The organism is Desulfovibrio biadhensis (assembly GCF_055388615.1).
This window is the reverse complement of sequence record NZ_AP042477.1, coordinates 4,276,788-4,301,756: the sequence shown is the minus strand read 5'-3', so window position 1 is coordinate 4,301,756 and position 24,969 is coordinate 4,276,788. Positions and strand designations below refer to the sequence as shown.

The window sequence follows — 24,969 nt, the reverse complement described above, 5'->3', positions numbered from 1 at the left end:
ATTACTTCTGTTCTTCGCCCAGACCTTCAGGCAGCAGGAGATTCAGCAGCACGCCGATTATGCCTGCCAGGCCAATACCGCCGAGCTTGAATTCACCTATGGAAAAGGACATTCCCCCTACGCCCATCACGACAATAAGCGCCACGATGACCATGTTGCGTGGGGAAAGAAGGTCCTTGCCGGCTCTTACAAGACCGTTGATACCCACCACCATGATTGCGCCGAAAAGAAGCACCATGATGCCCCCCATGACGGGGACCGGAATGGTCTGCAACAGGGCGCCCAGCTTGCCAACAAAAGCCAGCAAAATGGCGGCTATGGCTGCCCAGGTCATGATGGCTGGGTTGAAGGACTTGGTCAGGGCGACTGCACCGGAAACCTCGGAATACGTTGTATTTGGAGGCCCTCCCAATAAAGAAGCCAAACTGGTGGCCAGACCATCGCCCAGAAGAGTGCGGTGTACGCCCGGGTCCTTGAGATAATCGCGCTTGGCTATGTTGCCGATGGCCAGAATGTCGCCAAAGTGTTCAATGGCGGGGGCGATAGCCACAGGCACAATAAAAAGAATGGCGTCGAGATTGAATTCAGGAAACACAAAATCAGGCATGGCCAAAAAAGGCGCTTCAATCATCTTGGAGAAGTCCACGATGCCGAAAAGCAGGCTGAGGACGTATCCTACAGCAATTCCGAAGAGGATGGGCACAAGACGCAGCATACCGCGCCCCAGTATGGAAACAAGCACGGTGGTCAACAAAGAGACCATGGAAATAATCACAGCCACATTTTCAGGCACCAGTTGCACAGCGCCATCGCCTGTTTTGCCCAGAGCCATGTTTACTGCCACGGGCGCCAACGTCAGACCAATGACCATGATGACTGGCCCGGTGACGATGGCGGGGAGCAATCTGCTCAGAAAACCAGGCCCCTTAAGAGATATCAGCAGGCTGAGCAGAACATAGAAAACGCCTGCAGCCACAAGTCCGCAAAGTGTGCCAGGAATTCCCCAGGTTTCCACCCCGTAAATGATGGGGGCGATGAAAGCAAAGGAAGAAGCCAGAAATACAGGTACCTTGCCTTTGGTTACAATCTGAAAAAGCAATGTACCCGCGCCAGCGGTGAAAAGTGCAACGTTTGGATTGAGGCCGGTAAGGAGTGGGACAAGCACCAGGGCGCCGAACGCCACAAAAAGCATCTGTGCGCCAATAAGCCCGTCACGCAACCGAAAATGATAGTCGTTCGTAACGGGGGACGGAGAAGAAGACGTCATTGAGCGCTCCTGTTGTTTTTCCGGCCTGTAGCCGCGTTATTTTGTTCCAAATATTTTGTCTCCGGCATCGCCCAGTCCTGGCAGGATATACCCCATCTCGTTCAACCGCTCATCAATAGCAGCCAAATACACATCGACATCGGGGTGCGCCTTTTCAAGCTTCTCCAAACCCTCTGGCGCTGCAACCAGAAACAATCCCTTGATTTTTTTGCAACCCGACTCTTTGAGAAGATCGATGGTCGCGATAAGCGTGCCGCCTGTCGCCAGCATGGGATCAATGATAAGAGCCGTCCGTTCGTCCATGTGCTTGGCCAGTTTGACGTAGTATTGCACGGGCTCGAGGGTTTCCTCATTGCGGTACATGCCGACTACGCCAACCTTGGCGCCTGGCACCATGTCCAGAACACCATCGAGCATACCGAGACCAGCGCGCAAAATGGGTATAATGGTTACCTTTTTACCGCGAATCTGCTCCACCTTGACAGGACCGGCCCAACCTTTGATGGTGGCCTTCTCCGTCTCCAGGTCCTTCATGGCTTCATAACTGAGCAGACGTGCGATTTCATTGGCAATTGCGCGGAATGACTTTGTACTCAGGTCGTTCTTGCGCAGCTGCCCCAATTTGTGCCGAACCAGGGGGTGGTCGACGACGATCACAGACATGGCATCCTCCTTGGCATCATATAGGGCTTGTGACGTATGTAACGCGCAAGCGGCGGCAGTGTTACCGAGAAACGAAATTTTGGCAACCCGTTATTTTCGATTACGGGGCAGCACTCTATCTATTAATCAATATATTTCAGAATCTTATTTAATGGGCAACTAAAAGACAAATGCCTAGAGCAATACTTTAACTTTGTTAGGATTTCACGTAATATAAAAAGATGAACTGCAGTCCGGCGAAGTTTGTTTCTATCTTCTGTATAAAAATTTCTGAGCACTTTGAGGTAACAATGACCCCACTCTGCAAGCGCCCCTTGTTTTCATGCGGCATGTTCTGCTTAATCCTCTTGGTGTTATTTGCAGCAAAAGCATCCTGCGAGGAAATGATTTTCATGCGGGGAGATGCCCTTTGGGCCTGCGATACCGAAGGGAACGGACAGCGCCTTGTGGCTTCATTTGACGGTCTATCCCCCTCCACTCCGGCCCTGTCCCCTGATGGCGCGTTTGCCGCCGTTGCTGCAGGACTGGAAGAAACAACTGGACTTGCACATATTTACCTGGTGCCCATGGCCGGAGGAGCACCCAAACGCCTTTTCCTTACTGGCATAACAGGCGCCAAAAGCCCTGCGTTTTCTCCAGACGGCAAATACCTGGCAGTTGTCGCCGCAAGTGATGTGCAAAAAGATGCTGACGGAATGACCTTTGCCACCATGTCTATAAGCCTGGTGGCGCCCACTGGCGGCAGTGTCATTTCCGTTTTCAGCGCCCCGGAAACACTTCTCGATACAGGCTATGTTTACAACAACCCCACTTTTGCACCAGACTGGAACCAAGGCAAAGGGCGTTTAGCCTATCAAAGCAGCGGCAGTGATGTTTCTGGTGGGTTTGTAATTCTGGATCAAAACGGCAACGAAATCTATGCATACCCTACTGATCAAGCGGACTACAGTCCTTACTGGCGCCCCCAATTTTTTCCCGATGGACGCAGGGTTCTTGTCTGGTCACCAGCCATTCAAGAAGGGGGGGCGAATCAGATTTTCATCATAGATACAAAGAACGGTGAAAAAAGCCTGCTCACCGAAGGTACCCGCCCTGCACTGGTGGACAAAGGAACGGCAGTGGTTTTTCAGCGTTGCAGCGATACTTGGAGTGAAAAGGATTGTGCCCTGTGGCGCATCGACCTACAGCAGGACGCCACCCCCTACCTACTCGTAAAAGGGGCGAAAAGCCCCTCAGGTGCACCAGCCTCGATGAAGTGAGACTTGGACGCCCCTGGTCTTTCAAGTATGCTGGTGATACCGTAGGTAAAAATGTCCGATAAGGATTCATTCCATGATGACGGTTTAAGAATTTCAGTGCTTTGAGCAGGCGGCAGAATAAAGGGGACAGTTCATGCAAAAAAATGAGAAAGAGATTCTGCTTGAAACCGGAACCAATGAATTTGAGGTTCTTGAACTGTTTATAACTGCGCAAGAAACACCACAAGCCCCTGAGGAGCATCGTTTTTTCGGCATCAACGTCGCAAAAGTCATGCAGGTCATAGAAAATCCCGGCCTTGAACAGCCAGACGCAGCAAGCAACCCCGCTTTTCTCGGGCTTATCAGCGTTAGAGACAAAATGGTCCCGGTGTTGGACCTTTCCGTGATGTTGGATTTTCCCCGTGCAAAAAACGACTACGAGGTCGTAATCATTACTGAATTCAGCAACACCATAACAGGTCTGCTGGTCTCAGGGGTCACAGATATTCATCGTTTGGGGTGGCATCAGGTAGAACCGCCCGATCGATATCTGGAACACGCGGCGCGGGGTGTCATCGTCGGCATGATTCTTCTGAAGGACCACTTTCTTCAATTGCTGGATATGGAAAGCCTGCTTGCGGAGCTGAATCCAGAAGCGCTGGCGATTACGGCGGAAACCGAAGTCAAAGCCTCAAAAGCATATAAGGCGCTCGTAGCCGATGACTCAGCTACAATCCGGGTTATGCTCAAAAAAATGCTCGAAAACGCTGGCTTTCAGCTGGACATACGCAACAATGGTGAGGAAGCGCTTCAGTATCTTATGGGAATCAAAAAGGATGCTGAAAAAAATAACAATGACGTCAGTAATCTTCTCGATATCATTATTGTGGATATAGAAATGCCCCGCATCGATGGTTACAGTCTTACTCGCACGATCAAAGACGACCCCGTCCTGAAAAAAATCCCCGTTATCCTTTATTCTTCAATTATTTACGACGAGGTGCTGCATAAAGGGGAATCCGTCAAGGCAGACGCCCAGATCAACAAACCGGACATGCCCCGTATGGCAGCCATCGCCCTGGAAATCCTTGAAAAGCAACCTCAGGCATTGGAACCGGCGCTGTAAATGAATGGATTGAACAAAGACCCAGAAGTATTGGCCACTTTCAAAGAAGAGGCTTACGACAGGTTTGCCGAATTGGAACTTGGGGTGAGCTTGCTGGACAAAGCTGCGCCAAACGACATCGCCACCATTGTTCACGACCTTTTCCGCTCCGCCCACTCCCTCAAGGCGACAGCCAATCTGCTTGGCTTCACACGCATCGAAAAAGCTTCGAAATCATTAGAGGATATTCTGCATTCTCTCCGAAAGAACGACCGTAGTTACGACGCCCAGACGGCTGAGAACCTCGTGCGCCTGCTGGATGAGGTGGGGTTGGGCATAGACGCCCTTTAACCCCGGGAAGCACCCTTTACTACTCTCCCAAAGGTTTGAACGGTTGAAACCTTGCCTCAGGGATAGGGCTCATGGGGCCTTGTCTGATAGGCGGCATGGGGTTGAAGGTATTGAATCCGGGTTGTTCGTATTCCGGTAACGTAACTTGCGGTTTATTGATCTCAGAGAAACCTGAATACGTCTCTTCTTCATATTCAGGAATTGCTACTGGCTGCCGCTCCTGCTCTTGAGAATAAGCGTCGAATGATTTTTCTTCAAAGGGGCGCACTTCCCGAAAAGGTTGCATTTCCGGTTCGGTATAGGGGGCGAACTCCCTGAAAGAATCAAAACAAAAGCCAACGGGAACGCATACAAAAATGGCGATCATACCTCCAGCTATGACGCTGCAGAACCGAAAAATCATACTCCACAATACATTTACCATTTTTCTTCTCACAACAAGCGGCTTTTTTTCTCCAGTCTACAATAAGCCGCAACAATTCCCAAGCATTTGGCCCAAAACCAATCAACAGCACTGCGAAAATAAGAATAATTGTAATTGAGTATTCTGCAAGCCTTTACACTTTATCTTTTTTTGTAGTACTGTAACCAGTAAATTGATAGTCGATTTATAATTCATACCATGGTTGATATTGTTTGGAGGGGGGCATGCTTTCAATTTTCAACAAAGGTGCAGTTTGCGCTTTTTTGGCCATGGCGTTGTTTTTCAGCTGGGTGGACCCGGCTTTTTCTTTTAGCAAGCAAGACGTACTTCAACCGCTACAGGATGATCTGGAGCAGGTAAACAGCGCCCTAGCAGAAGTAAAGCGTCAGGCTGCGCTCTACGTTCAAGAACAAAAGGATTTTGGGAAATTTCTTGAGGACAGGCAAGTGGACCTGGAAAAGGCCCAGATACGTCTCCTCCAGGAACAAGAAGCCCGAAAGCTCTCCTTGAACCGTTCGGTTCTCGCCGGTTGGCAACTTGTCAACGAACTCGACGACATCATTCATATCCCCTTGCAAGGTATGATCACCATGGACGAGCTCCTTGCCCGTCGGGATTCGCAATTCAAAGCACTGGAAGAAGAAGCCGCGCTTATCCAAAGCGGCGACGAGCCAATCCACATTCAAGGACTTGGACTCATTACTAAAAACGAACTCGATAAGCGCATCAAAAAGAACCAGGAACTTATTGCTGCCTTTGAGAAACAAGTCGAAGATGGAAACTACACCATCTATTTTCCAGGACTTGGTGAAGTCGATCGATTGGCGCTTGAAAAACACAAACAACACATTGAAACCAATATCATAACGACGACTGCGCAAATCAATTCCGGTGACTACATCGTGGTCATTCCACATGTAGGACCTGTCAGCAAGAACTCCCTGCAACAAAAAATTGATTCTGTAACTGCTACTATTGCCGCCCTCACCGAAAGTTTTAAAGCTGGTGAGGAAAGAATCCTTCGTACTTCCTTTGGCTGGAGCACTGCGAATGATGTCCAGACCACACTGGCAACACTGCAAAAACAAGATAAAACCTTGAAGCAAGAGTTGAAGGATAAATCCTATGCGGCAATGCTCCCAACAGGGTGGACAACTGCCAAGGAAATCAGCAAGCAAATAGAGCAACTTAAAAAGGAAACCAGTGGCATAGAACAGAAACTTGCAGAAGGTGAGTATGAAGTTGCACTCCCTGACGGCACCTGGGCTAATGCCGACGAACTGGACAAGGCGCTCATTAATGCCCTGCTGCCTGCTGCAGTAAGGCTTGCCCTGGAAAAAGGCCGCAAGAATATTGCCGTCACAGCAGCCATAGACATCCGACTGCGGCAGATTGAAGCTGAAAAGCTGAGCGCCTGGCTGCAGGATTTCAACTCTCTTGCAACACCGGAAAAAGCACAGTTGGACCTGAAGCAAAAACTGCAGAAGGAACTGCTGGGGGAATTTCGTAAAGAGCAGGATATGGCATTGCGTTGGTTGAACAAGCACAAACAATGGCTGGAGAAACAAAAACGCTACCTGCCCTGATCAACAGACCTAAGCGTTTCCCGGTTTCGTCCGATACGGAGGCAACCGGGCTGATAATCTTTTGGAGGAATACCCCTCCTCAGCGGCGAGAAGCATTGCCAGAAGCGCCATAAATGGCGTATGCTGTAAAGAATTCAGGCTTGCCAGTTCACCCGGAAAGAAGCACCCCGAGGGGAGGCAGGCACGATGGCGGACGCTAACAAGAGGCGCGTAGCGCAACAGAACAACGACCCTATGGGGGGCAAAAACCTGGGGATCATTCCCCTGGTACGGTCCAGGTCGCCAATATCCATGAGATATTTTTATTTCATCAATGTAGTGCTTGCCCTGCTGCTCTCCGTTGCCATGATCGTGGGCATCGGGGGCGTTGGTCTTTATGTGTATGCGACCAGAGACCTTCCCAGCATCACCCAGATCAAGGACTACAAACCAAGTCTGGTGACGACCGTATACGCCAATGACGGACAGGTTCTCGGCTATCTCTACCGTGAAAAACGTTTCCTCGTTACCTTGGATGAAGTTCCGGACCACCTGAAAAAAGCCTTCCTCGCCTCTGAGGACAGCTCGTTCTACAGTCACGAAGGTCTCGACCTCATGGCCATCTGCCGCGCCTTTGTCATGAACCTTAAAAGTGGCGAAATTGTCCAAGGCGGCAGCACCATAACCCAGCAAATTATCAAACAGCTTCTGCTCACCACGGAAAAAAAATACGAACGCAAGCTCAAGGAAGCCATCCTTTCCTACCAGCTCGAAAACTTCCTGACCAAAGATGAAATCCTCACCATCTACCTTAACCAGGTCTTTTTTGGCGCAGGTTCCTATGGCGTGGAGGCAGCGGCGCGGACTTACTTCGGCAAACATGTGGAGGACATAACCATTGCCGAGGCTGCAGTGCTCGCTGGATTGCCAAAGGCTCCCAGCAATTATAACCCCTTCCACAAACCCGAAAGCGCAAAAGCCCGGCAGCGTTACGTTTTGGGACGCATGAAAACACAGGGGTGGATTACCGAAGAACAATACCAAAAAGCCCTGGAACAACAGCTCGTTTACAAGACAATGCCAGAGCCGACCTGGAAGCTGGGCGCATATTACTTGGAAGAAGTACGACGCTGGCTCATCGAATATCTCGATGAAGAGAACATGCGACGCCAGGGAATCCGGCTCAGCCGCTACGGGGAAGACGCAGTGTATGAAGCCGGGTTGCACGTATACACTGCCGTCAACCTCGAACATCAGGAATCGGCTGAACGAGCGATGCGCAATGGCCTTGTGGCTTCCACCAAACGCCGTGGCTGGCGAGGTCCCGAATTCTCGCTCACGCCCTCGGAATTTGCAGATTTTCTCGAGAGTACGAAGCCCGATGACGGCGTATTAAACCAGGACGATTGGGTTCAAGCCCTCATTCTTGATGTAAATAAAGACGGCGCCCTGGCCATGGTCGGTGACCATGAAGCCTTTATCGACAAGGCTTCCATGGCCTGGACACACCGAGGCAGCCCCCAATCCATTATTTCTCCAGGCGATGTGGTCTGGACATCGGTTATCCAGGACCCTTCGCGTTTGAAACACACCCAAAAAAAATCCACACGGGTGCAACTGGCCCTTGAGCAATGGCCAAAAGTCCAGGGCGCCCTCGTCTCCATGGAGCCTCGTTCCGGCAAAGTCGTAGCCCTGGTCGGCGGTTTTGATTTTCGCTCCAGCCAGTTCAACCGCGCCACCCAAGCCAGAAGACAACCCGGTTCTTCCTTTAAACCCGTTGTATACTCTCTGGCTTTGGACAGCGGTTACACCCCGAATTCCGTTGTCATGGACAGCCCGATTTCTTTTGGAAATTGGGCTCCCAAGAACTATGGAGGCAAATATAACGGCCCCATGACGCTTGAAAACGCACTGGTCAAATCGAAAAACGTCGTCACTGTCCGCCTTGCTGCGCACATGGGCATAAAAAACGTCATCAAACGCGCGCGCACCCTCGGGCTTGAAGGTGAGTTTCCCCCTTATCTGCCCATTTCCCTTGGGGCCCAGGTTTTCAGACCCATCAATCTGGTGCAGGCGTATTCTGCATTTGCCCGCGACGGCTCATACGTAAAACCGCGCTTTGTCACCTCCATCAAAAAGGCGTGGGGTGAAGAGATATTTCGTTCCCAACCGGAATCGGTACAGGCCATCTCCCATGCAACCGCGCATAAGATGGCGCGTATACTGCAGCAGGTGGTGCAACGAGGAACAGGCGTCCGTGCACGGGTGCTGCAGCGCCCTGTTGCGGGTAAAACCGGCACCACCAACAATGAAATCGACGCCTGGTTCATGGGTTTTTCACCCTATCTGCTCTCCGGAGTATACGTGGGCTTCGACCAACTTACCCCCATGGGGCACTATGAAGCTGGCTCCCATGCTGCGCTCCCGATCTGGCTGGATTACCGGCTTGCTGTTGAGCCGAACTATCCTGTCGAAGATTTTTCGCCTCCGCCAGAATTAAAGCTGGCTGACAAATCCAACTTCTGGACAGGAGATGCGGGCACAAACAATATCCATCCGGAAGGTATAGCCCCTGAATCCTTGGATGACTCAGGACAGGCCAGCGTAGCAGCGAGCAAGCCGGCACGTAACGCCGCCACTAGTGAAGAACTGCTCAAGATGCTCTACTGATTTCCTTTTTCCTTTAAATAAAAAAGGGAGCACCGCCATAGGCCGTGCTCCCTTTTGCTTTGTATAAGCATCAGCAGTATCAGTTGGTCATGCGGGCTTTTACAGCCTGTTGCCTCTGGCGCATGGCAGGCAAATCAGCAGGCTGCATGCCACTCTTGGCAGGAGTGAAAAGAAACATGTCCTGTTTGGCAACACCATCCGCCCTCCAGGTGATGGGCGCCATGCTCCAGTTCATTTTTTGCGCACTCTGTATGATCGTGTTCACTTCCAGAGGTGTCCAGTTCTCAGGTATGGCGTTCAGGCCTGAAGCAAAACGTATGAAATCGTAGCCCAGCACATGCCAGAATTCAGGTGTACCCATCTCCGGAATCAACAGGGGCAATTCTCTTGCTGCCGGTGTGTTGCTCTGTGGCCACCAGACCGCAGGAAAAAGTGAAAGCCTGAAATTATGCAGGTCTACATTGATGTTTTCATTAAGCGTCTGCCCCCAAAGCGTGGACCCCATGAGCAACAAGTCTTCCCTTTGGTGGTAGAAGAAAAAAGGAACGAGCATCTCGGCCTTGCTCCATACATCTGGCAAAAAGACCGCCTGGATGGCTTCACCGTCTCCCTTGTACAATAATTCAGCCACGATCTCACTCCAACGCAGGGGGTCTTCCGGCGGATAGGCCTGCACAGCATTGACTTCAACGCCCTCTTGTTCTGCACCGTCAATGAACAACTGGGCTATTCTTTTGCCAAAGGGCTCGTTGGGGTAAAGCACCCCCACATGCACGATGCCAAAGTCCCTACGCGCCACCTGCAACAAGGTGCGTATCTGGTCGTCAGGGCTGGAGAAAAATCGCCATGCGTCACGCCCTTCCAGAGAGGTCCCCATCCCTTGCAAAAAAGTGAAAAAGACCCGCTCTTTGTTCAAGCCTGCATTTTCGACATCGCTGAATGCATTGGGACGCAAAGGCCCCCCAACCACCTTGAAGCTGGGAGGCAAGGCTTGCAGCCGTTGTACCCAGTCGGATGCATACGTATCGATTTCCGCCAGGGATACCGAAACCCCTTGTTCAGCAAGATTTGCAACAGCAGCACGGGCGCCAGCCAAGATCTTTTGCGCGATAGGGCTGTACGGGCCGCTTAAAGGCAATGCCAGGGCAATGTCGCCCCCTTTGGTTACTTGAGCAGGAACATCCTCAACCGGTTCGCTGGCCACGCTGGCAACGTCATCCGTCGCGGCATCAGGCGCCTGTTTTGGGGCGCATCCCGCCGAGATTGCCACTGCCAAGGCAAGAATTGAAAAGGCGCCAAGGATACTAATCTGCCTCAAAAAGTTCATCGCACGCTCCTTGTGCAGTAATATTCTTCACATCAAAGTATGCAGGGTTTATCCGGCGCCCTCCCCCAATTTGCGGGTGGAGAGCACACAAATTTTAATCATTAATACACCAACATGAGCCAACATACAATATGATTCACAAGTAATACACACGCATTGCAATCCGTACATGGCATGGAACAACTAATCCGTGAGGCAAAAAGACGCACCTCACTGCAAAATCCACAACAGATACTCTACAAAATATCTAGATTTTCTTTAGTAAGCAAGTAAAATTCTTTATTCCACTTGCAAAAAAAGATCAGTACAGTATAATAGCAAATGCAAATGGGCGACCACCCCCCTTTATTGCACTCAAAGTGCAGTTTGCATCTCAAAATTGAAAGGGGCGCTGGTCTACAAATGTGGTAGGCTTGCTGCATTCTGGCATATGGCCCCGGGGATACGGACTGAGGGCAAAGTCCGTAGGAGCCAGACTTGAAAAGGTGTGCTCAATAGTATGTTGACACGCTTTCACAGTTGCCAACTGCAACAAGCATCAGGAATTGGATCTTCCCCATGCGACAGGAGCGCGCATGGATCCAGGATGGAGCCTTTGGCCAGGATGATCTCTATGATGCCGAAGGGGAAGTGCCGGAGCACTCCGGCCACACATTGCTTCGTTTGGGGTGTTACAATGAAAAGACTCGCGGTCTTGCTTACCCTTCTTGCTATATTCTTGAATGGTTGCAGCCATCTTACGCCACTCCAAGGCATGTTTGGATTGCCTCAAGGCGAAGATGAGCCGGTTCTCATAGTGAAGTCACAACCACAGGCCCCCATCGAGACCGTAGACGTTGCAACAGTCGGCACTTCCGCTAAAACAGAACGTACCCCACGAAGCGCCGGTCTGGACAGCGATTTGGACGGAATAGTTGATAATGTGGACGAATGTCCCCGCACGCCAGGTGATGTGGCTGTAGATTCTTTTGGCTGCCCTGTTCCCCTGTACATGAAAATGCGCGTGACCTACGCCATGAGCCAGGTGGAAGCCGATGCGTTCATGCTGCAGCGTGTTGAAAATATTGGTCAGATGATGCAGCAAAATCCCAATTCAATGGTTGTCGTTGAAGGACATACCGACGATGTTGGTGACGAAGCTGCCAATCTAAAATTGTCTGAAGAGCGTGCAGTCGGTATAAAAACGCTGTTGACACAAATTTACGGCATTGAAGCTGCGCGCATCAAGACAGTTGGCTACGGTGAGAACCGCCCCCTGGTTTCAAATGCCACGGAAAATGGCCGCAGCCGTAACCGCCGCGTTGAACTTTCCCTCAGCGGCTATTATCGTAGTGAAACATCGTATATAGCCCTGCATCGCCCCTACAATATCAACTTCGATACCGCCGACGTCTCCATCTCCGGGGATTTACAGAAAAAAATTGATGATCTGGGCCGATATCTCAGCCAGAATGAATCGACTGTCGCCTTGATAGACGGCTACACCGACAATCAGGGGGCAAGTGACATTAACAACAGGATTTCCCAGCAGCGTGCTGACTCGGTAAGACAGTATCTGCAGGAAAAGTACGCCATAGCTGGCGAACGTCTCCAAGCCAGAGGACACGGCGAACAATCCCCCATTGCCAGCAATGAAACAGAGCATGGCAGAGCCATGAACCGCAGGGTGACCATCACCGTCAATCGTCTGGACAACCAGGTGCAGACCTCCACCAATCGCTTCAAATCCAGGCTCAGCCTTCATGGCCGTGTAGATACGGCTTCCTATGCGCCCCTGGAGAATCGGGTAAACATCCAATTCAAGGCCGGCGTGGAAGAGCTCGATGCAATCTCACAAAACAAAATAGACGAAATTGGTCTTCTCTTGCAAAAAAGCCCGAATGTCCAAATACTTATTGAAGGACATGCTGCCAGCTCCGGAAACAGAGGCGACACCATTCGCCTTTCACGGGTCCGGGCTGAAAACGTGAAGCGTTATCTGCAATCAAAATACGACATATCTCCTGATAGACTTTCAACCATTGGTTTCGGATCGGATTTGCCTCTCGCCGATGCCGGCCAAGTGGATAATGAGCGGGTACAAATAAAAATCAAACGATTCTGATATAATTTTGCCACGACCGCGGGCTTGTGAGTTCGCACCCGTGGCATTTCCTGTGGAGGGGAGTGGGGGGCTGCCCCCACTCCAGGGGAATATGAAGGGCGCCTGGCTGGGCGCCCTTCGCATTTTATGCACTTTTGTGACTTGCTTCCCTGCACAAGCAACTTATCTTCTCTCTTTGTCCTTGAAACCACCCCTCTATAAAGAGCTATTATTCATGTCCAAACTATTCAATAAAGCACTCGTTATCTGTGGCCATGACACGTGCCCCACCTGTGGGGACTTTGCTGAAGAGGTCATCGTGTATAATGATCCGGCAGAGGCGACAGCCCCCTTGCTCAAACGTGAAGACGATGTAGCGCTTTTCGTTGACGTAAAACATTATCTTCAACTGGGAGCCGAGGCCCGTAACAGATTGCTGGCAGTAGCGCAGGGAACGCCACTTTACCGAATCAGCCGTGATACAAGCGCCGGAACCTTCAGAATCATAGATGATCCCCAAAAAGGTCCCGGAATAGCTCCCTCCACTACGGGGCGCTTGCAACTCCGCAGTGAAGAACGAGTTCCCGTACAATTGAACGCCATTATTGCAAAAGAGGACAATCCGTTCCTCCATGAAGCTGAAAAAGCCAACATTCTGAACATAACCGCCCATGGCAGTTTCATTTTCTGTGTTGGTAATGCGGCGTATAAAGACTTCCTCTATCTCCGCATCAAGGAATTATCTAACAAACGCCCCATCTTATGCAGTATCCGCTGGCATCGAGCGTGGGGGATTGAAGATTCCCTGCCCGGCATGGGGGTCCAATTCGTAGATATTCAGGCGGATCAGATAAGTGAGCTCGAAACCATGTATATCACGCCCCATCTCCATGACCTGGACAAACTTTGATCACGCATCCAGACTGCAAGACTTGCCCATCCATTGAGAAATAGGTATTTTTCCAGCTCGTAGCATCATGAAGGGCGCAACTTCTTTCGCCATTGCCCTACCCCACAACCCCTGGAGCGATTCATGACCGAGCTGCCCCTGCCACGAGAAATATACAAGTTCCTGACAAGCAAGACTCTTGGCCAGGAGGAAGTACTCCAAAAGGTCTCCGTTGCCATTTACAAGCACATCAATGGATTGCGAGCAGGAAACATTTTGCTCATTGGTAACAGCGGCACGGGTAAGACCACCATCATGAATACCATTCAAAAGTTCTATGAACAGCACCCTGCCCTGAAAAAATACCGCGCCATGAGCATCATGAACGCCAACATGCTGGCGGGAGAAGAACTTGGGGACGTCAACCTGGGGCGTATGTTCAAATCTCTTGAATTGGCTGTGAACAATACCTTTAGTATCTACACTACAGATGAAAAGCTCCGGGAATACATGGAAAACGCCACCGTGTGCATTGATGAAGTCGACAAGGTGGCCGCGTATATTTCAGGCAAACCCAACGTGGTGGGTATTGCCATTCAGCAAGCCTTGCTCACACTGATCGAAGGTGAGCGCGTTTTGCATGAGACCGTGCGACAGGATCATAGTGAAAAAAGGCATATCCGCCTGCCCATTGACACCTCAAAAATGTTTTTCATCTGTGGCGGCGCATTCGAAGGCCTCTACGACCAGATCGTATCCTCGATAAAGGAGGGAAAAGACAATCGTCTGCTCACCAAAATCGAGACCACGGATGCTGCCGGGGAAACCCGCACCATTGAGAAGTTCGACCTCAAAGGCCAGGTACGCCTGTCCGATTTGTTCTCGTACGGCATGACACCCCAGTTCATCTCGCGATTCAGTTCAATCGCCGTACTCCAGGACCTTGGGGTGGCAGAACTCAAGAAAATCCTGCTCACGGCGGATGATTCCCCCCTGCGTCATTCCAGAGATTATTTTCACACCATGGGCATAGACTTGCAGATCACCAAGGACGCCCTGGACATGATTGCAAACCATTCCGTACAACATACACGCATCGGCGCCCGTGCATTACGAGAGATTTTCAGCCGGATCATCATTCCATTCGAATACGATCCCTTTAGCACAGGTAAACTTGAGAAGGTGGACAAAGGACTACGGCTGACCATAGACAAAGGCGTCGTCCAGTCCAGCCTTAACTAGGGCGCACCTTATAAACTGCAAACAAGCGCATCATTTCGCCCCATACGGAGGACAGAATGCATCATTTTGAGTACAAGAACGGAGTGCTTCACGCCGAGGATGTCTCGATTGCCGACTTGGCGGAACGCTATGGAACTCCACTTTACGTTTATTCAGCCGCCACGCTACGCAGACACTTCGAGGCATTTGACTCCGCATTCAACAAACTGCCGCACATGACCTGCTTTTCTGTCAAAGCCAACTCCAACCTCTGTCTGCTGCGGTTGCTCGGAGAGCAAGGCGCCGGCATGGATATCGTTTCCGGCGGAGAACTGTACCGGGCCCTGAAGGCGGGCATTCCCTCCGAAAAAATCGTCTACTCCGGTGTTGGTAAGCGATCGGAAGAAATCCGCGAGGCTCTGGAAGCCGACATTCTGATGTTCAATGTCGAATCCCGCCAGGAATTGGAAAAAATCAATGAAATCGCCCTGGAAATGAACAAGGTTGCGCGCATTTCCCTACGTATCAACCCCGATGTTGACCCGCAGACGCACCCATACATTTCCACAGGCTTGAAAAAGAACAAGTTCGGGCTGGACATTGACAGCTCGCTCGAAGCTTACGAGCAGGCGGCTCAAATGAAAGGCATCGAGCCCATCGGCATCGACTGCCACATCGGCTCACAGCTCACCAGTATTGATCCGTTCCTGGAAGCCCTGGACCGTATCATGCGCTTCCGGGAGAAGCTCATCGCAAAAGGCATGGACATCCGCTACCTTGATCTGGGCGGTGGTCTGGGTATCACCTACAACGAAGAACAGCCCCCGCATCCTACGGAATTTGGCGAAGCCCTTACCAAGGCTTTGGCGGGCAAGGATTTGACCTTGATTTTAGAGCCGGGGCGCGTCATTGCGGGCAATGCCGGCATCATAGTCACCAAGGTACTCTACACCAAGGATACGCCTAGCAAGCACTTCGTGATCATTGACGGCGCCATGAACGACTTGATCCGGCCTTCTTTGTACGACTCCTACCACCGCTTCGCAGAGGTTGCGCCCAAAGGCCGTGAGGAGCGCACCATGGATATCGTTGGCCCCATCTGTGAATCAGGTGATTTTCTCGCCCGTGACAGAAGTATCCCCGATGTACAACCTGGCGAACTGCTTGCCGGCTTTTCTGCCGGAGCATACGGCTTCACTATGAGTTCCCAGTATAACTCCAGACTCCGTGCAGCGGAAATCATGGTAGACGGTGACAAAGTCATCGTTGCACGCCGCAGAGAGTCTTACAAAGACCTCGTCGCCCTCGAAGACGGCTGCTAAGCCTCCCCATTACACATAATGAAAAGCCCCGCTTCCAGCATATGCGAAGCGGGGCTTTTTACATTTCAAGAGGCTATACCTTTTCAAAGTATTCTTTTTCAGCACCACAAACCGGGCAAACCCAGTCGTCAGGCAAATCTTCAAAAGCTGTGCCCACCGGTATGTTTCTTTCGGCATCCCCTTCAGCAGGATCATACACATAACCACAAGGGCATTCCCATTTATCCATGCCATCCTCCTGTTTTTTGTATCATGGTTTCGAAATGGAGCCCCCTGCGCCTATCCATCTGATACTTCTTGGATTGGACGAAAAAAGCGTGTATCCATTTCGCGTACGTTTTGTTTAGCATGAGAAAACGATCATGAACAATGATTATTCATCCCAAAAGTCTGCTGCAATCAACACCCATAGAGCCGTACTCTATGCGGCCGGCATACCGGGCTGGGGAGAATATTTAGCGGGCGCCAGGCTGCAAGGCCTGGTAACCCTGCTTGCTTTTCTCGCAAGCACAGCCGCATTTTGCTGGGCAGTCTGGCTGGTAGCGCAACCGCTTATTTCGTTCACATCCCCTTCGCCTCCCACCGTAGCTGCAATGGGCGCCTCGCTGCTGGCCATGCTTGCCTTCTGGCTCTGGGGAATTTTCAACGCAGCCAGAACCGCACGCCAGGCAAGAATCTCCCAGGGGGTTCCTCCACAGTGCTCTCCAGCCTGGGGCGCTATTTTTTCTTGGGTTTGCCCGGGAAGCGGTCAGGCTTACGCCGGCAAATCCCTTTTTGGCTTCATGTTGTTGCTTCTTTCCATTGCAAGTACCGCCCTTCTTGCACCTGCCTATTTGAACTTGGGAAAGGGAATACAAAACCTGCTCCAGAATCCCGCCATCGCGCATGCCCCTTTACTGGTCGCAAGCCGTATCGAGGAACTCTTCTTTACCCTGCACCACTCCCTGCCCAATGTCTTTCTGGAAGGCATAAAAATGTTCTCCATTGCTGACGCGGTTATGGTGCTGCACTTACAGCGCATGGAGCAGGAATCAATATTCACCTTTGATGCCACAGTGCCTGCCAAACGCCCCTGGTACGCCGGTAACGAAGCCAAGGCGGGCGGCCTGTTTATTTTGGGATGGCTTGCACCTGGCGCAGGACAATTATGCATAGGGCGCAATTATGGCTGGATTTTTCTTGGACTTTTTTGTGGGGGACAAATACTCCTGGCGTTCGCACTCCGGCTGCACCTCGTTGCAGTTCCTCTGGCCATGACCTTCTCTTGGGGGCCAACGCTTGTCATGCTTGCGGCAATGGTGGAAGCACCTTTCCGTCTGCTGACCACAAAAGCTCTCCCGCCCGGTGACACCCAGGGAGTCCCCCAATGATTCGCAAGCTTGCACTCGCCGCGGGGCTTCTTTTCCTTTCGTTGGTCACCCTTGCAACACTTGTTGCGCTTTTCGCAGAGCCTGAAGATTTTGATCTCGACGTAGCTGCATGGATAAGCGAACGGACGGGGCGAGAGGTCCAAATACTTGGCAGCCTCAAATACGAATTTTTCCCCTGGCTTGGTATTCGAGTAAGTGATCTGCGCATTGCGCAGCCAGAAGGATTTGATGCGGCACCCCCCTTCCTCTCTGTCAAAGAAGCTCGTGTCCGTGTCCGGCTCATACCGTTGCTCATGCAACGAGAGGTGAAACTGGACCGAGTGGAGATCGTTCGTCCAAACCTACTGTTGCAACGAAAAAAGGACGGCCACGACAACTGGAGTGATCTCCTTGAACTAATTGACAAAAAACATAATGATCCAGATGCGGAACTTTCCATTCATCATGGTAAACGCTCTCTCCCGGTAGCTCCCTTTTCATGGCAAGGGATAACCCTTTCAAAAGGGAGCGTACGTCTTATCGACGAAAAGGCTGGTGAACATTTTACACTTGAATCTCTGGAGCTTACAGCAGAAAAGGGAACTGATTTCGGATACGGCATCTCTTGTCGTTTGACGCGGGCCAAAAGCAAGATGCAAATCGACCTGGCCATGGAAGGCAGAGCTCAGGTTACATTCTCTCCCCTGAACCTTGTTTTGCAGGATGCAACACTTGCCATGGAAACCAGCATGCTCTTGCCCAAAGATCTTTCCCTCGCCGATGACAGTCGCGCACTTCCTCTTCGTGCTGGTCTCACAGCCCTGTTGAACGCGGACCTGGGTGCCGGGGCAATCAAACTGTATGACGCCAATTTAAGAATTGGCGGCATACGTCTATCCACAACCATAACTGGTCAAAACATATTCAGTGCAAACTACGGCGTCCAGGGAAACCTCACGTTAAAGGAGTGTGCCCCCTCGAAGGATTCCCCCCTTGCCAGCCTTTGTACATATCTTGAAAACGTCGCCGCCAATACCGACTTTTCCTTGGACGCCAAATTGTTACGTCTCGCAAATCTCAATATCATCATGGCAGGGGGCGATCTTACCGGTCAGGCGTCTTTTTCATTTGATAAAGCACCAAGTGTTACTGCTACGCTGGCGAGTGACAACCTGGATCTGAACGCCTTGTTTCCTGAAGCGCCACATGAAGCAGATGGCGGAAGCGATACGGAAGAAAAAGGCCTGCCCCAGTGGATGGTCGCCTGGCCAGAGGATTTTCCCCATATAAGTCTCAACTTTGCAGCAGGCAGAGTAAAAACCGGGGACTTTTTACTTCAAAATGCTGTATTTAGCGTCATCAGCGCCCCTGGTGAACTGCACACGACCCTGGAAAAAGCCGGCTTCCTCGACGGTAAAATGGCAGTATCCTGCAGTAGTAAACAGGGCGCCACCTATTGTGAAACCTCACTACAGGGCGTGGACGGAAACGCTTTAAGCGATCTGCTTTTTGGCGCAGAACACATGCAAGGGCAGCTGACCCTTGAGGCAAAAGCATCCTTCAACGGACGCACAGCCAATGATATGTGGAAAAGCCTCAGACTGCAGTCAGACATCACTCTTTCTGATGGAGCTCTGGACTTTACTTCACCACCAAAAGTCCTGCGCACGGCAAGAACCGACGCAAATGCGCCCATGCCCAACTTCTTTTTCAAGAACTGCGACATGTCTGTGGCGTTTTCCAATGCCAATCCAAAAGCAGCCGCTAAGAAAATGCCCTTTGCCTATTCTGTGGACGCGACTTTTACCCATCTGGCGACGCAAGGCTTGTTCGGCAAGCCATTGCCTCCTCGATATGGCGCCCCCCGGCCGGAATACAATGGAGATGTCAGCGGCAAAATGACCTTGCGGGGCATGGCAGTAATGGACACCCTGCAGCCAATGCTGTTGCGTATGGACCGCACCGACGCCACAGTAGATTACAACGGCCCCGGCACAAGTCTCTGGCCCCGGCAAAGGTGGCATTTCAAGGGCAAATCCAAGGGTTTGCTCGATCTTGAAAAAGATGTCCTGGCCTTTACAAACATTGAAGGCAATCTGCCCAGCCTCCCTGTCCTTGGCGAATTGATCATTTCCGACGTCTTTTATCCCGGCCCCCCCACACGATATAAGGGGCGCATAGACCTTTCCCCATTTCCACCGGGAAAGGTCTTGCCGTTCTTTGATGTGAACCTGCCAGAAACTAGGGATCCAGAGTCCTTTGGGCAGGCATATCTACACGCCGCCTATGCCATAGACAACAAGCGTATGGATATCGACGTGGAACGGCTTGGCCTGGATGCAACCACAGCGGGAGGTTCCATATCCATTCAGGAGTTGGACAAGGATGTGCCTTCCCTTCATATTGTTAAACTGCATGCTGATACGTTGGACCTGGACGGTTACCTTGCCCCGGAGGAAGAAACACCTGCCGCTGCAAGTGGTAAAACCGCACCAAAAGAAAAGGCAGGCAGTTGGAAAAATGACTGGTTGCGCCATTTGCGGCTACAAGGAACCGTATCTATCGGGGATTTTGAACTATACGACTTGAAGTACAATGACCTCAGAGCAGACTTCAACGCGTCCGAAGGCCTGCTTACGCTCAAACCCGTGACCGCAGGATTTTATGGCGGACAGTTTTTCGGTGTTTTGGATGTCCGGACCCCGGATCGACCCATCGGGTTGGGGCTCTCCTGCCAGGTCAACATTGCCGATTTCAATCTGGAAAGTGTTGTCAACAAACTGGGAGGGGAGGATCTGGTCGGCGGTACGGCGAATTGGAACATGAATTTGGCAGGTGGTGGCGATTCTTGGAAAAACTTTGTACGCAACCTTGGTGGCAAAGTGGATTTCATCGTCAAGGATGGTTTCTATTCCTTCAGCAACAAGTCCAAAAAGAACGATGCGCAGAAACCATCAAACATGCCCGGGCAATATGACCGTATGCAGCCGCAAAAAGCCGGCGGCGGCAAAGCAAGAACCCCCTTCTCCCGGGCTTCTGCCTCTTTTCGCATTACAGACGGGCAGATAAAGAACGATGATTTCAAAGTCCAAGGGTTGATCTTCAAAGCCCAAGGTTCTGGTTCTGCCTCATTGCCCGCTAAAACATTGGATTACACCATTCTCGTGCAAATGACGGGGGCGCCGACAATTCCAGTTCACCTTACCGGTTCATTCAAAAATCCCGATATGACCATCTGGGAACATGAAATGCTTACTGACTCTGTTGGGCGCTTGGGCGGGTCTGTATTCAATGTCTTCAAGTCCATCCTGACCATGCCCATCAAGGCCATAGAGTCTTTACAGAACTAACTGCATGGGGTGCTTTGAACGAAGGTCTTGTCTTTGAAACGCTTTTTCGCTAACAACACTCCAACACAGACAAACATTTTTCACATCAGGAGCCAGTCATGGATTTCGTCATGGTCTTCATCGGTCTCATCGCAGTATTGAGCGGCCTTTACTACATCAAGAAAACCAGCTGACTTATTTTGGATATTCCGCAAATACGCGGCCGGCAAGGGCTCGTATTTGCGGAACAGTCCACTTCTTCCCTGCCTTTTGTCACTTCCCCCCTTTTCCATTGCGTTGAATTAAACATTTTTTCTGCTTTCGTAGCCTATTACAAAGCAGGATATCCTTAACATTCTCTTTTTTCGACATCTTCGCTCTTCAAACTGTCAATTTTTCTGCTATTGCCTTTAGCGCACCCTGCTGAAAACTCCCCCTTTTCCTGTTCAATGCCAACGACTTGACATCCTGACCTGCAGTTCCTTTTGGGTTTCAAGCTAATATACTGTCATATCAATATTTCCCCCTACAGGCATACCACTTGCTAAAGGCTTGCTGACGCCATTAACCCACTGCCTGAGGGCCGTGAATATCTGGAGGAGAGCATGAACAAGTTCACTCAGTCGAACAAGCAACTTAAAAGCAGCAAGCTTTTGCACAAGATCAAGGAAAACCTTCGAGAGGAAGTACTTGAAGATGTCAAAACAAAAGGCCTGCAGCAGCGCCTTTTCAAGGAGTATTACGACCTCGCCGGAACGACAGGCGCCCTGCTTGGCATGCTGCAAGAGTATCGCTTTGTTGAACAACTCAGCGATGAGGAACGTCAGAATTACGACACGCTCATGACTAAGTTGAGCTGCTGTGGCCTGCGCACCCAGATTTTGCTCGAACAATCCACCGCTGAAGAATACCAGTCTGTTCTGAACAACGCCAAGCCTGCTTCCATGCTGGCAAACTAACCGGAGGAGCAGATGACATCCATCGAAAGCGCTCGTCTTGCCCTGGAAGATATGGCGTCCAGCCTTGGGCTGGACATGAAGGAACTAGTCCTGCGCCGCGACCAGGAAACCTCGACAGACGACCCTGTTGCTGCGAAATCCGACAGTATAGATATTACCCCAAATACATTGCGAAAACTGCAGGCGGGGCTGGCCCAGGAAGAGCCGGTATCACGCGAAGAAGCAGACAAAGCGCTGCGCATGGTACAAGCGGCAGACGCCAATGAGCTCTCGCAGGTGCACTCCGGCCTGGATCCAGCTCGTGTGGCTATCCTGCTCGGCCTCGATGAATAGCACCGCCACACAGGTTTGGTCTTCCGCGTTATGCTCGGGCGATTGCAGGTTCCAGGAAGGAACCTTGCGCCCGCTGCATTGGCATTTTCTTCGCAGCCCCCCCTCCCGCGCAAGTGTATTGACTTGTCGTTTTCCTGCCATATAGTCCTCTGATGCCGCTTCATTGGCGGCACCCATCCTGACAACAAAATCGGAGGAAACAGACTGTATGACCAGTCAGTTGAAGACGTTCATGCTCCTGGCCCTGCTTTCTGCATTGATCATATTTCTTGGCGGCGCCCTTGGCGGACGCACTGGCATGATGTTTGCCCTTTTCTTTGCCGTCATTATGAATGTGGGCAGCTATTGGTTTTCCGACAAGATCGTTTTACGGATGTACGGCGCGCGGGAGACTTCGCCACAAGACGCCCCCGCCTTACATCGTATTGTGGAAGAATTGAGCAACGAGGCCGGTATCCCCAAGCCCAAGGTGTGCATAACCCCGCAGGAAGCGCCCAACGCCTTTGCTACGGGGCGCAACCCCCAACATGGCGTGGTATGTGTAACCAGCGGCATCATGCGCATACTTTCGGCCGAGGAACTGCGCGGCGTCCTTGCCCATGAAATCGGACACATCAAAAACCGCGACATTCTCATCCAGAGCGTTTCCGGCGTTTTGTCCTCTGCCATCATGTACCTGGCATACATGGCTCAGTGGAGCGCCATTTTCGGTTTGGGCGGCGATGATGAAGACGGGGGCAATCCCATTGTCGCCCTCTTGCTGGCTTTCATTGCGCCTATGGCCGCCATGCTTATCCAGTTTGCCATTTCGCGCTCACGTGAATACCTGGCGGATGAAACCGGGGCGCGGCTCTCCCATAACCCTAATTCTCTCGCCTCGGCCCTGGAAAAATTGCAAATGGCGTCGCAACGGGTTCCCATGCGCTCCGGCAATGAGGCAACAGCCCATATGTTCATTGTCAATCCATTCAATGCATCTCGAATGGCGAACCTGTTCAGCACCCACCCCCCCATGGAAGAGCGTGTACGGAGATTGCGGGCCATGGCCGCCAGGTAAAATCCAACAATGTAACAAGCAAAGGAGCCCCCATGAGGTGCCTGTTCAACGGTGTGGGCGAGGCTTTTGACGCCCACCTTCCCAATTGTTCCGTCTGGCTGGAAACGCACCCTGGCGGCGTAAAACGCACATTATTGCTTGATTGCGGCTTTACTGCACCCTTTGCACTGTTTCGCCATCTACCGGAAAAGGAAGCCCTGGATACGGACTTGATCTGGATTTCCCATTTTCATGGCGATCATTATCTTGGGCTTCCTGCCTTACTGCTGCGTTTTCACGAAAGCGGACGCACCAAGCCCCTCACCATTGTAGGGCAGGAGGGCATTGAAGAAAGAACCTGTGAGGCCATGGACATGGCCTATGCCGGCGTGAGAAAGCGCTTTGCCTTTGATGTAACCTTTCTCGATGCCTTTCCAGGAGCCACATTGCTGCCGTTGGGCCTGGCAATGGAGACAGCCTGGAGCGACCACTCCCAACCAAACCTTTCGGTCAAGGTCAATGACGGGCGCCATTCGGTTTTTTATAGTGGCGACGGACGCCCCACACGTCAAAGCCTGCACTTGGCGAAAGGCGCAGACCTTATTGTTCATGAATCATTTTCTCTTGAGCACGATACCCACGGGCACGGCACGGTGCCGGGCAGCATAGACTTTGCGCGCCATGCCGCATGCAACCTGCTCGCCCTTGTCCACCTGCGGCGAGACATCCGCCATCAGCACGCAGCAGACGTTCTGGACATTATGCAAAGCACAAATGACGTGCAGGTCTTGCTTCCAGAGCCTGGCGCGCTACTGGAAATATAAACAGGATGCGGAACTAGCCGCGGTTGTCATATAGCAGGCAACGCACCTGGCGTCCGTCTTCCATGGTAAAAAGCGGGGGGCGCTCTTTGTAGCAGGCATCAAAAGCCTTGGGACACCGCGGATGAAATGAACACCCTGTGGGCAAGTTCCAGAGACTGGGAACGGTGCCTGCAATAGGCGTCAATTCCCTGCGGCCTTCTTTTTTTCTCCCCAAAACCGGGAGCGACCGTAAAAGCCCCTGGGAATAAGGGTGCAGCGGTGTATCAAACAGCTTGTCCACAGGTGCTTTCTCCACCACCTGCCCCGTATACATGACGATAACCCGCTCGCACGTTTGCGCAACCACGCCCAAATCATGGGTTATGAGCATAATGGCCGCGTTACGCTTTTCCTGTAGTTCAAGCATCAGTTGAAGTATCTGATCCTGTATGGTTACATCCAGAGCCGTGGTCGGCTCGTCAGCCAAAATCAGTTCCGGATCACAGGCAAGGGCCATGGCAATGATAACCCGCTGCCGCATACCGCCAGACAACTCATGGGGGTAATTTTTAACCGTGCGCTCCGGATTCGGCAGGCCCACCATCTCCAGCATGCGAGCCGCGCCTTCCAAGGCGGCGGTTTTGCTGAGTCCTTGGTGCAGACGAAACGCCTCGGCAATCTGCTCACCCACCGTAAATACGGGATTCAACGAGGTCATTGGCTCCTGAAATATCATGGAAATCGCGTTTCCCCTGACAGAACGCATTTCCTGCTCATTCAGTGTGAGCAAATCCTGCCCTTTGAACAAAATATTGCCCTTGGCAATGCGCCCGGGAGGAGAAGGCACCAGACGCAAAATGGACAGAGCAAGCATGGTTTTGCCACAGCCGGACTCACCCACAATGCCGACTGTCTGCTTGGGAAAAAGGGTCAGGTCCACATTGTTCACGGCGGCGGCCGCGCCTTGCCCGGTGACGAGCTCGGTGGTCAGGCTATTGATATCGAGTAGCGGCTGGCTCATGTCTTCTCGTAAAG

At 51.5% G+C, this 24,969-nt stretch carries 21 protein-coding genes; 15 read left to right on the top strand and 6 right to left on the bottom strand.

Features of this window, described 5'->3' with window-relative positions; all coding sequences use genetic code 11:
• Position 1 precedes the first annotated feature (1 nt).
• Positions 2-1,267, bottom strand: a complete 1,266-nt coding sequence (locus tag ACZ5EH_RS18655; RefSeq protein ID WP_464275387.1) for a uracil-xanthine permease family protein — start codon at positions 1,265-1,267, stop codon at positions 2-4.
• Positions 1,268-1,303: 36 nt separating this feature from the next.
• Positions 1,304-1,930, bottom strand: coding sequence for a uracil phosphoribosyltransferase (gene upp / locus ACZ5EH_RS18650; RefSeq protein ID WP_464275386.1), 627 nt, complete (start codon positions 1,928-1,930; stop codon positions 1,304-1,306).
• A 392-nt stretch (positions 1,931-2,322) separates the two neighbouring features.
• Here upp and ACZ5EH_RS18645 point away from each other — a divergent pair, with 392 nt between their 5' ends.
• The 3 genes from ACZ5EH_RS18645 to ACZ5EH_RS18635 all read left to right on the top strand — a co-directional run bounded on the left by ACZ5EH_RS18645 (position 2,323) and on the right by ACZ5EH_RS18635 (position 4,624).
• Positions 2,323-3,189, top strand: coding sequence for a TolB family protein (locus ACZ5EH_RS18645; protein ID WP_464275385.1), 867 nt, complete (start codon positions 2,323-2,325; stop codon positions 3,187-3,189).
• A gap of 133 nt (positions 3,190-3,322) precedes the next feature.
• Entirely contained in the window at positions 3,323-4,294 is a 972-nt protein-coding gene (locus ACZ5EH_RS18640) for a chemotaxis protein (protein ID WP_464275384.1), read from the top strand.
• Positions 4,295-4,624 (top strand): Hpt domain-containing protein, encoded by a 330-nt coding sequence (locus ACZ5EH_RS18635; protein WP_464275383.1) that lies wholly within the window; start codon positions 4,295-4,297, stop codon positions 4,622-4,624.
• Between the two features lie 19 nt (positions 4,625-4,643).
• On the opposite strand, the gene ACZ5EH_RS18630 is transcribed toward ACZ5EH_RS18635, so the two are convergent.
• Entirely contained in the window at positions 4,644-4,991 is a 348-nt protein-coding gene (locus tag ACZ5EH_RS18630) for a hypothetical protein (RefSeq protein WP_464275382.1), read from the bottom strand.
• 281 nt (positions 4,992-5,272) lie between these two features.
• On the opposite strand from ACZ5EH_RS18630, the gene ACZ5EH_RS18625 reads away from it, so the two are divergent.
• Both ACZ5EH_RS18625 and ACZ5EH_RS18620 read left to right on the top strand, forming a co-directional pair.
• On the top strand, positions 5,273-6,634 hold the full coding sequence (locus ACZ5EH_RS18625; protein WP_464275381.1) for a hypothetical protein: 1,362 nt from the start codon (positions 5,273-5,275) through the stop codon (positions 6,632-6,634).
• A gap of 291 nt (positions 6,635-6,925) precedes the next feature.
• On the top strand, positions 6,926-9,283 hold the full coding sequence (locus ACZ5EH_RS18620) for a penicillin-binding protein 1A (protein ID WP_464278324.1): 2,358 nt from the start codon (positions 6,926-6,928) through the stop codon (positions 9,281-9,283).
• A 79-nt stretch (positions 9,284-9,362) separates the two neighbouring features.
• Here ACZ5EH_RS18620 and ACZ5EH_RS18615 read toward each other — a convergent pair whose 3' ends face one another.
• Positions 9,363-10,610 carry an ABC transporter substrate-binding protein gene (locus ACZ5EH_RS18615; RefSeq protein WP_464275380.1) on the bottom strand — a complete coding sequence of 416 codons (1,248 nt, stop codon included), beginning with the start codon at positions 10,608-10,610 and terminating at the stop codon, positions 9,363-9,365.
• A gap of 676 nt (positions 10,611-11,286) precedes the next feature.
• On the opposite strand from ACZ5EH_RS18615, the gene ACZ5EH_RS18610 reads away from it, so the two are divergent.
• The 4 genes from ACZ5EH_RS18610 (at position 11,287) to lysA (ending at position 16,125) form a co-directional block, all read left to right on the top strand.
• On the top strand, positions 11,287-12,714 hold the full coding sequence (locus ACZ5EH_RS18610; RefSeq protein WP_464275379.1) for an OmpA family protein: 1,428 nt from the start codon (positions 11,287-11,289) through the stop codon (positions 12,712-12,714).
• A 214-nt stretch (positions 12,715-12,928) separates the two neighbouring features.
• On the top strand, positions 12,929-13,603 hold the full coding sequence (locus ACZ5EH_RS18605; RefSeq protein ID WP_464275378.1) for a PilZ domain-containing protein: 675 nt from the start codon (positions 12,929-12,931) through the stop codon (positions 13,601-13,603).
• A gap of 123 nt (positions 13,604-13,726) precedes the next feature.
• Positions 13,727-14,824, top strand: coding sequence for an AAA family ATPase (locus ACZ5EH_RS18600; protein ID WP_464275377.1), 1,098 nt, complete (start codon positions 13,727-13,729; stop codon positions 14,822-14,824).
• 56 nt (positions 14,825-14,880) lie between these two features.
• Positions 14,881-16,125 carry a diaminopimelate decarboxylase gene (gene lysA / locus ACZ5EH_RS18595; protein WP_464275376.1) on the top strand — a complete coding sequence of 415 codons (1,245 nt, stop codon included), beginning with the start codon at positions 14,881-14,883 and terminating at the stop codon, positions 16,123-16,125.
• A 73-nt stretch (positions 16,126-16,198) separates the two neighbouring features.
• On the opposite strand, the gene ACZ5EH_RS18590 is transcribed toward lysA, so the two are convergent.
• Positions 16,199-16,354, bottom strand: coding sequence for a rubredoxin (locus ACZ5EH_RS18590; RefSeq protein WP_464275375.1), 156 nt, complete (start codon positions 16,352-16,354; stop codon positions 16,199-16,201).
• Between the two features lie 133 nt (positions 16,355-16,487).
• Here ACZ5EH_RS18590 and ACZ5EH_RS18585 point away from each other — a divergent pair, with 133 nt between their 5' ends.
• From ACZ5EH_RS18585 to ACZ5EH_RS18560, 6 genes are all read left to right on the top strand, one after another.
• Entirely contained in the window at positions 16,488-17,495 is a 1,008-nt protein-coding gene (locus tag ACZ5EH_RS18585; RefSeq protein WP_464275374.1) for a hypothetical protein, read from the top strand.
• Positions 17,492-20,824: an AsmA family protein gene (locus tag ACZ5EH_RS18580; protein ID WP_464275373.1), complete on the top strand. Its 3,333-nt coding sequence runs from the start codon at positions 17,492-17,494 to the stop codon at positions 20,822-20,824. Before ACZ5EH_RS18585 ends, ACZ5EH_RS18580 begins: the two co-directional genes overlap by 4 nt.
• A 584-nt stretch (positions 20,825-21,408) precedes the next feature.
• Positions 21,409-21,762, top strand: a complete 354-nt coding sequence (locus ACZ5EH_RS18575; RefSeq protein WP_464275372.1) for a hypothetical protein — start codon at positions 21,409-21,411, stop codon at positions 21,760-21,762.
• Between the two features lie 12 nt (positions 21,763-21,774).
• Positions 21,775-22,095 carry a hypothetical protein gene (locus tag ACZ5EH_RS18570; RefSeq protein ID WP_464275371.1) on the top strand — a complete coding sequence of 107 codons (321 nt, stop codon included), beginning with the start codon at positions 21,775-21,777 and terminating at the stop codon, positions 22,093-22,095.
• A 208-nt stretch (positions 22,096-22,303) separates the two neighbouring features.
• Positions 22,304-23,152: a zinc metalloprotease HtpX gene (locus ACZ5EH_RS18565; RefSeq protein ID WP_464275370.1), complete on the top strand. Its 849-nt coding sequence runs from the start codon at positions 22,304-22,306 to the stop codon at positions 23,150-23,152.
• A 32-nt stretch (positions 23,153-23,184) separates the two neighbouring features.
• The gene (locus ACZ5EH_RS18560; protein WP_464275369.1) at positions 23,185-23,955 is read left to right on the top strand and encodes an MBL fold metallo-hydrolase; all 771 of its coding nucleotides are present in this window, start codon (positions 23,185-23,187) and stop codon (positions 23,953-23,955) included.
• Positions 23,956-23,968: 13 nt separating this feature from the next.
• Here ACZ5EH_RS18560 and ACZ5EH_RS18555 read toward each other — a convergent pair whose 3' ends face one another.
• Complete coding sequence (locus ACZ5EH_RS18555) at positions 23,969-24,955, bottom strand: ABC transporter ATP-binding protein (RefSeq protein ID WP_464275368.1); 987 nt, start codon at positions 24,953-24,955, stop codon at positions 23,969-23,971.
• Positions 24,956-24,969 lie beyond the last annotated feature (14 nt).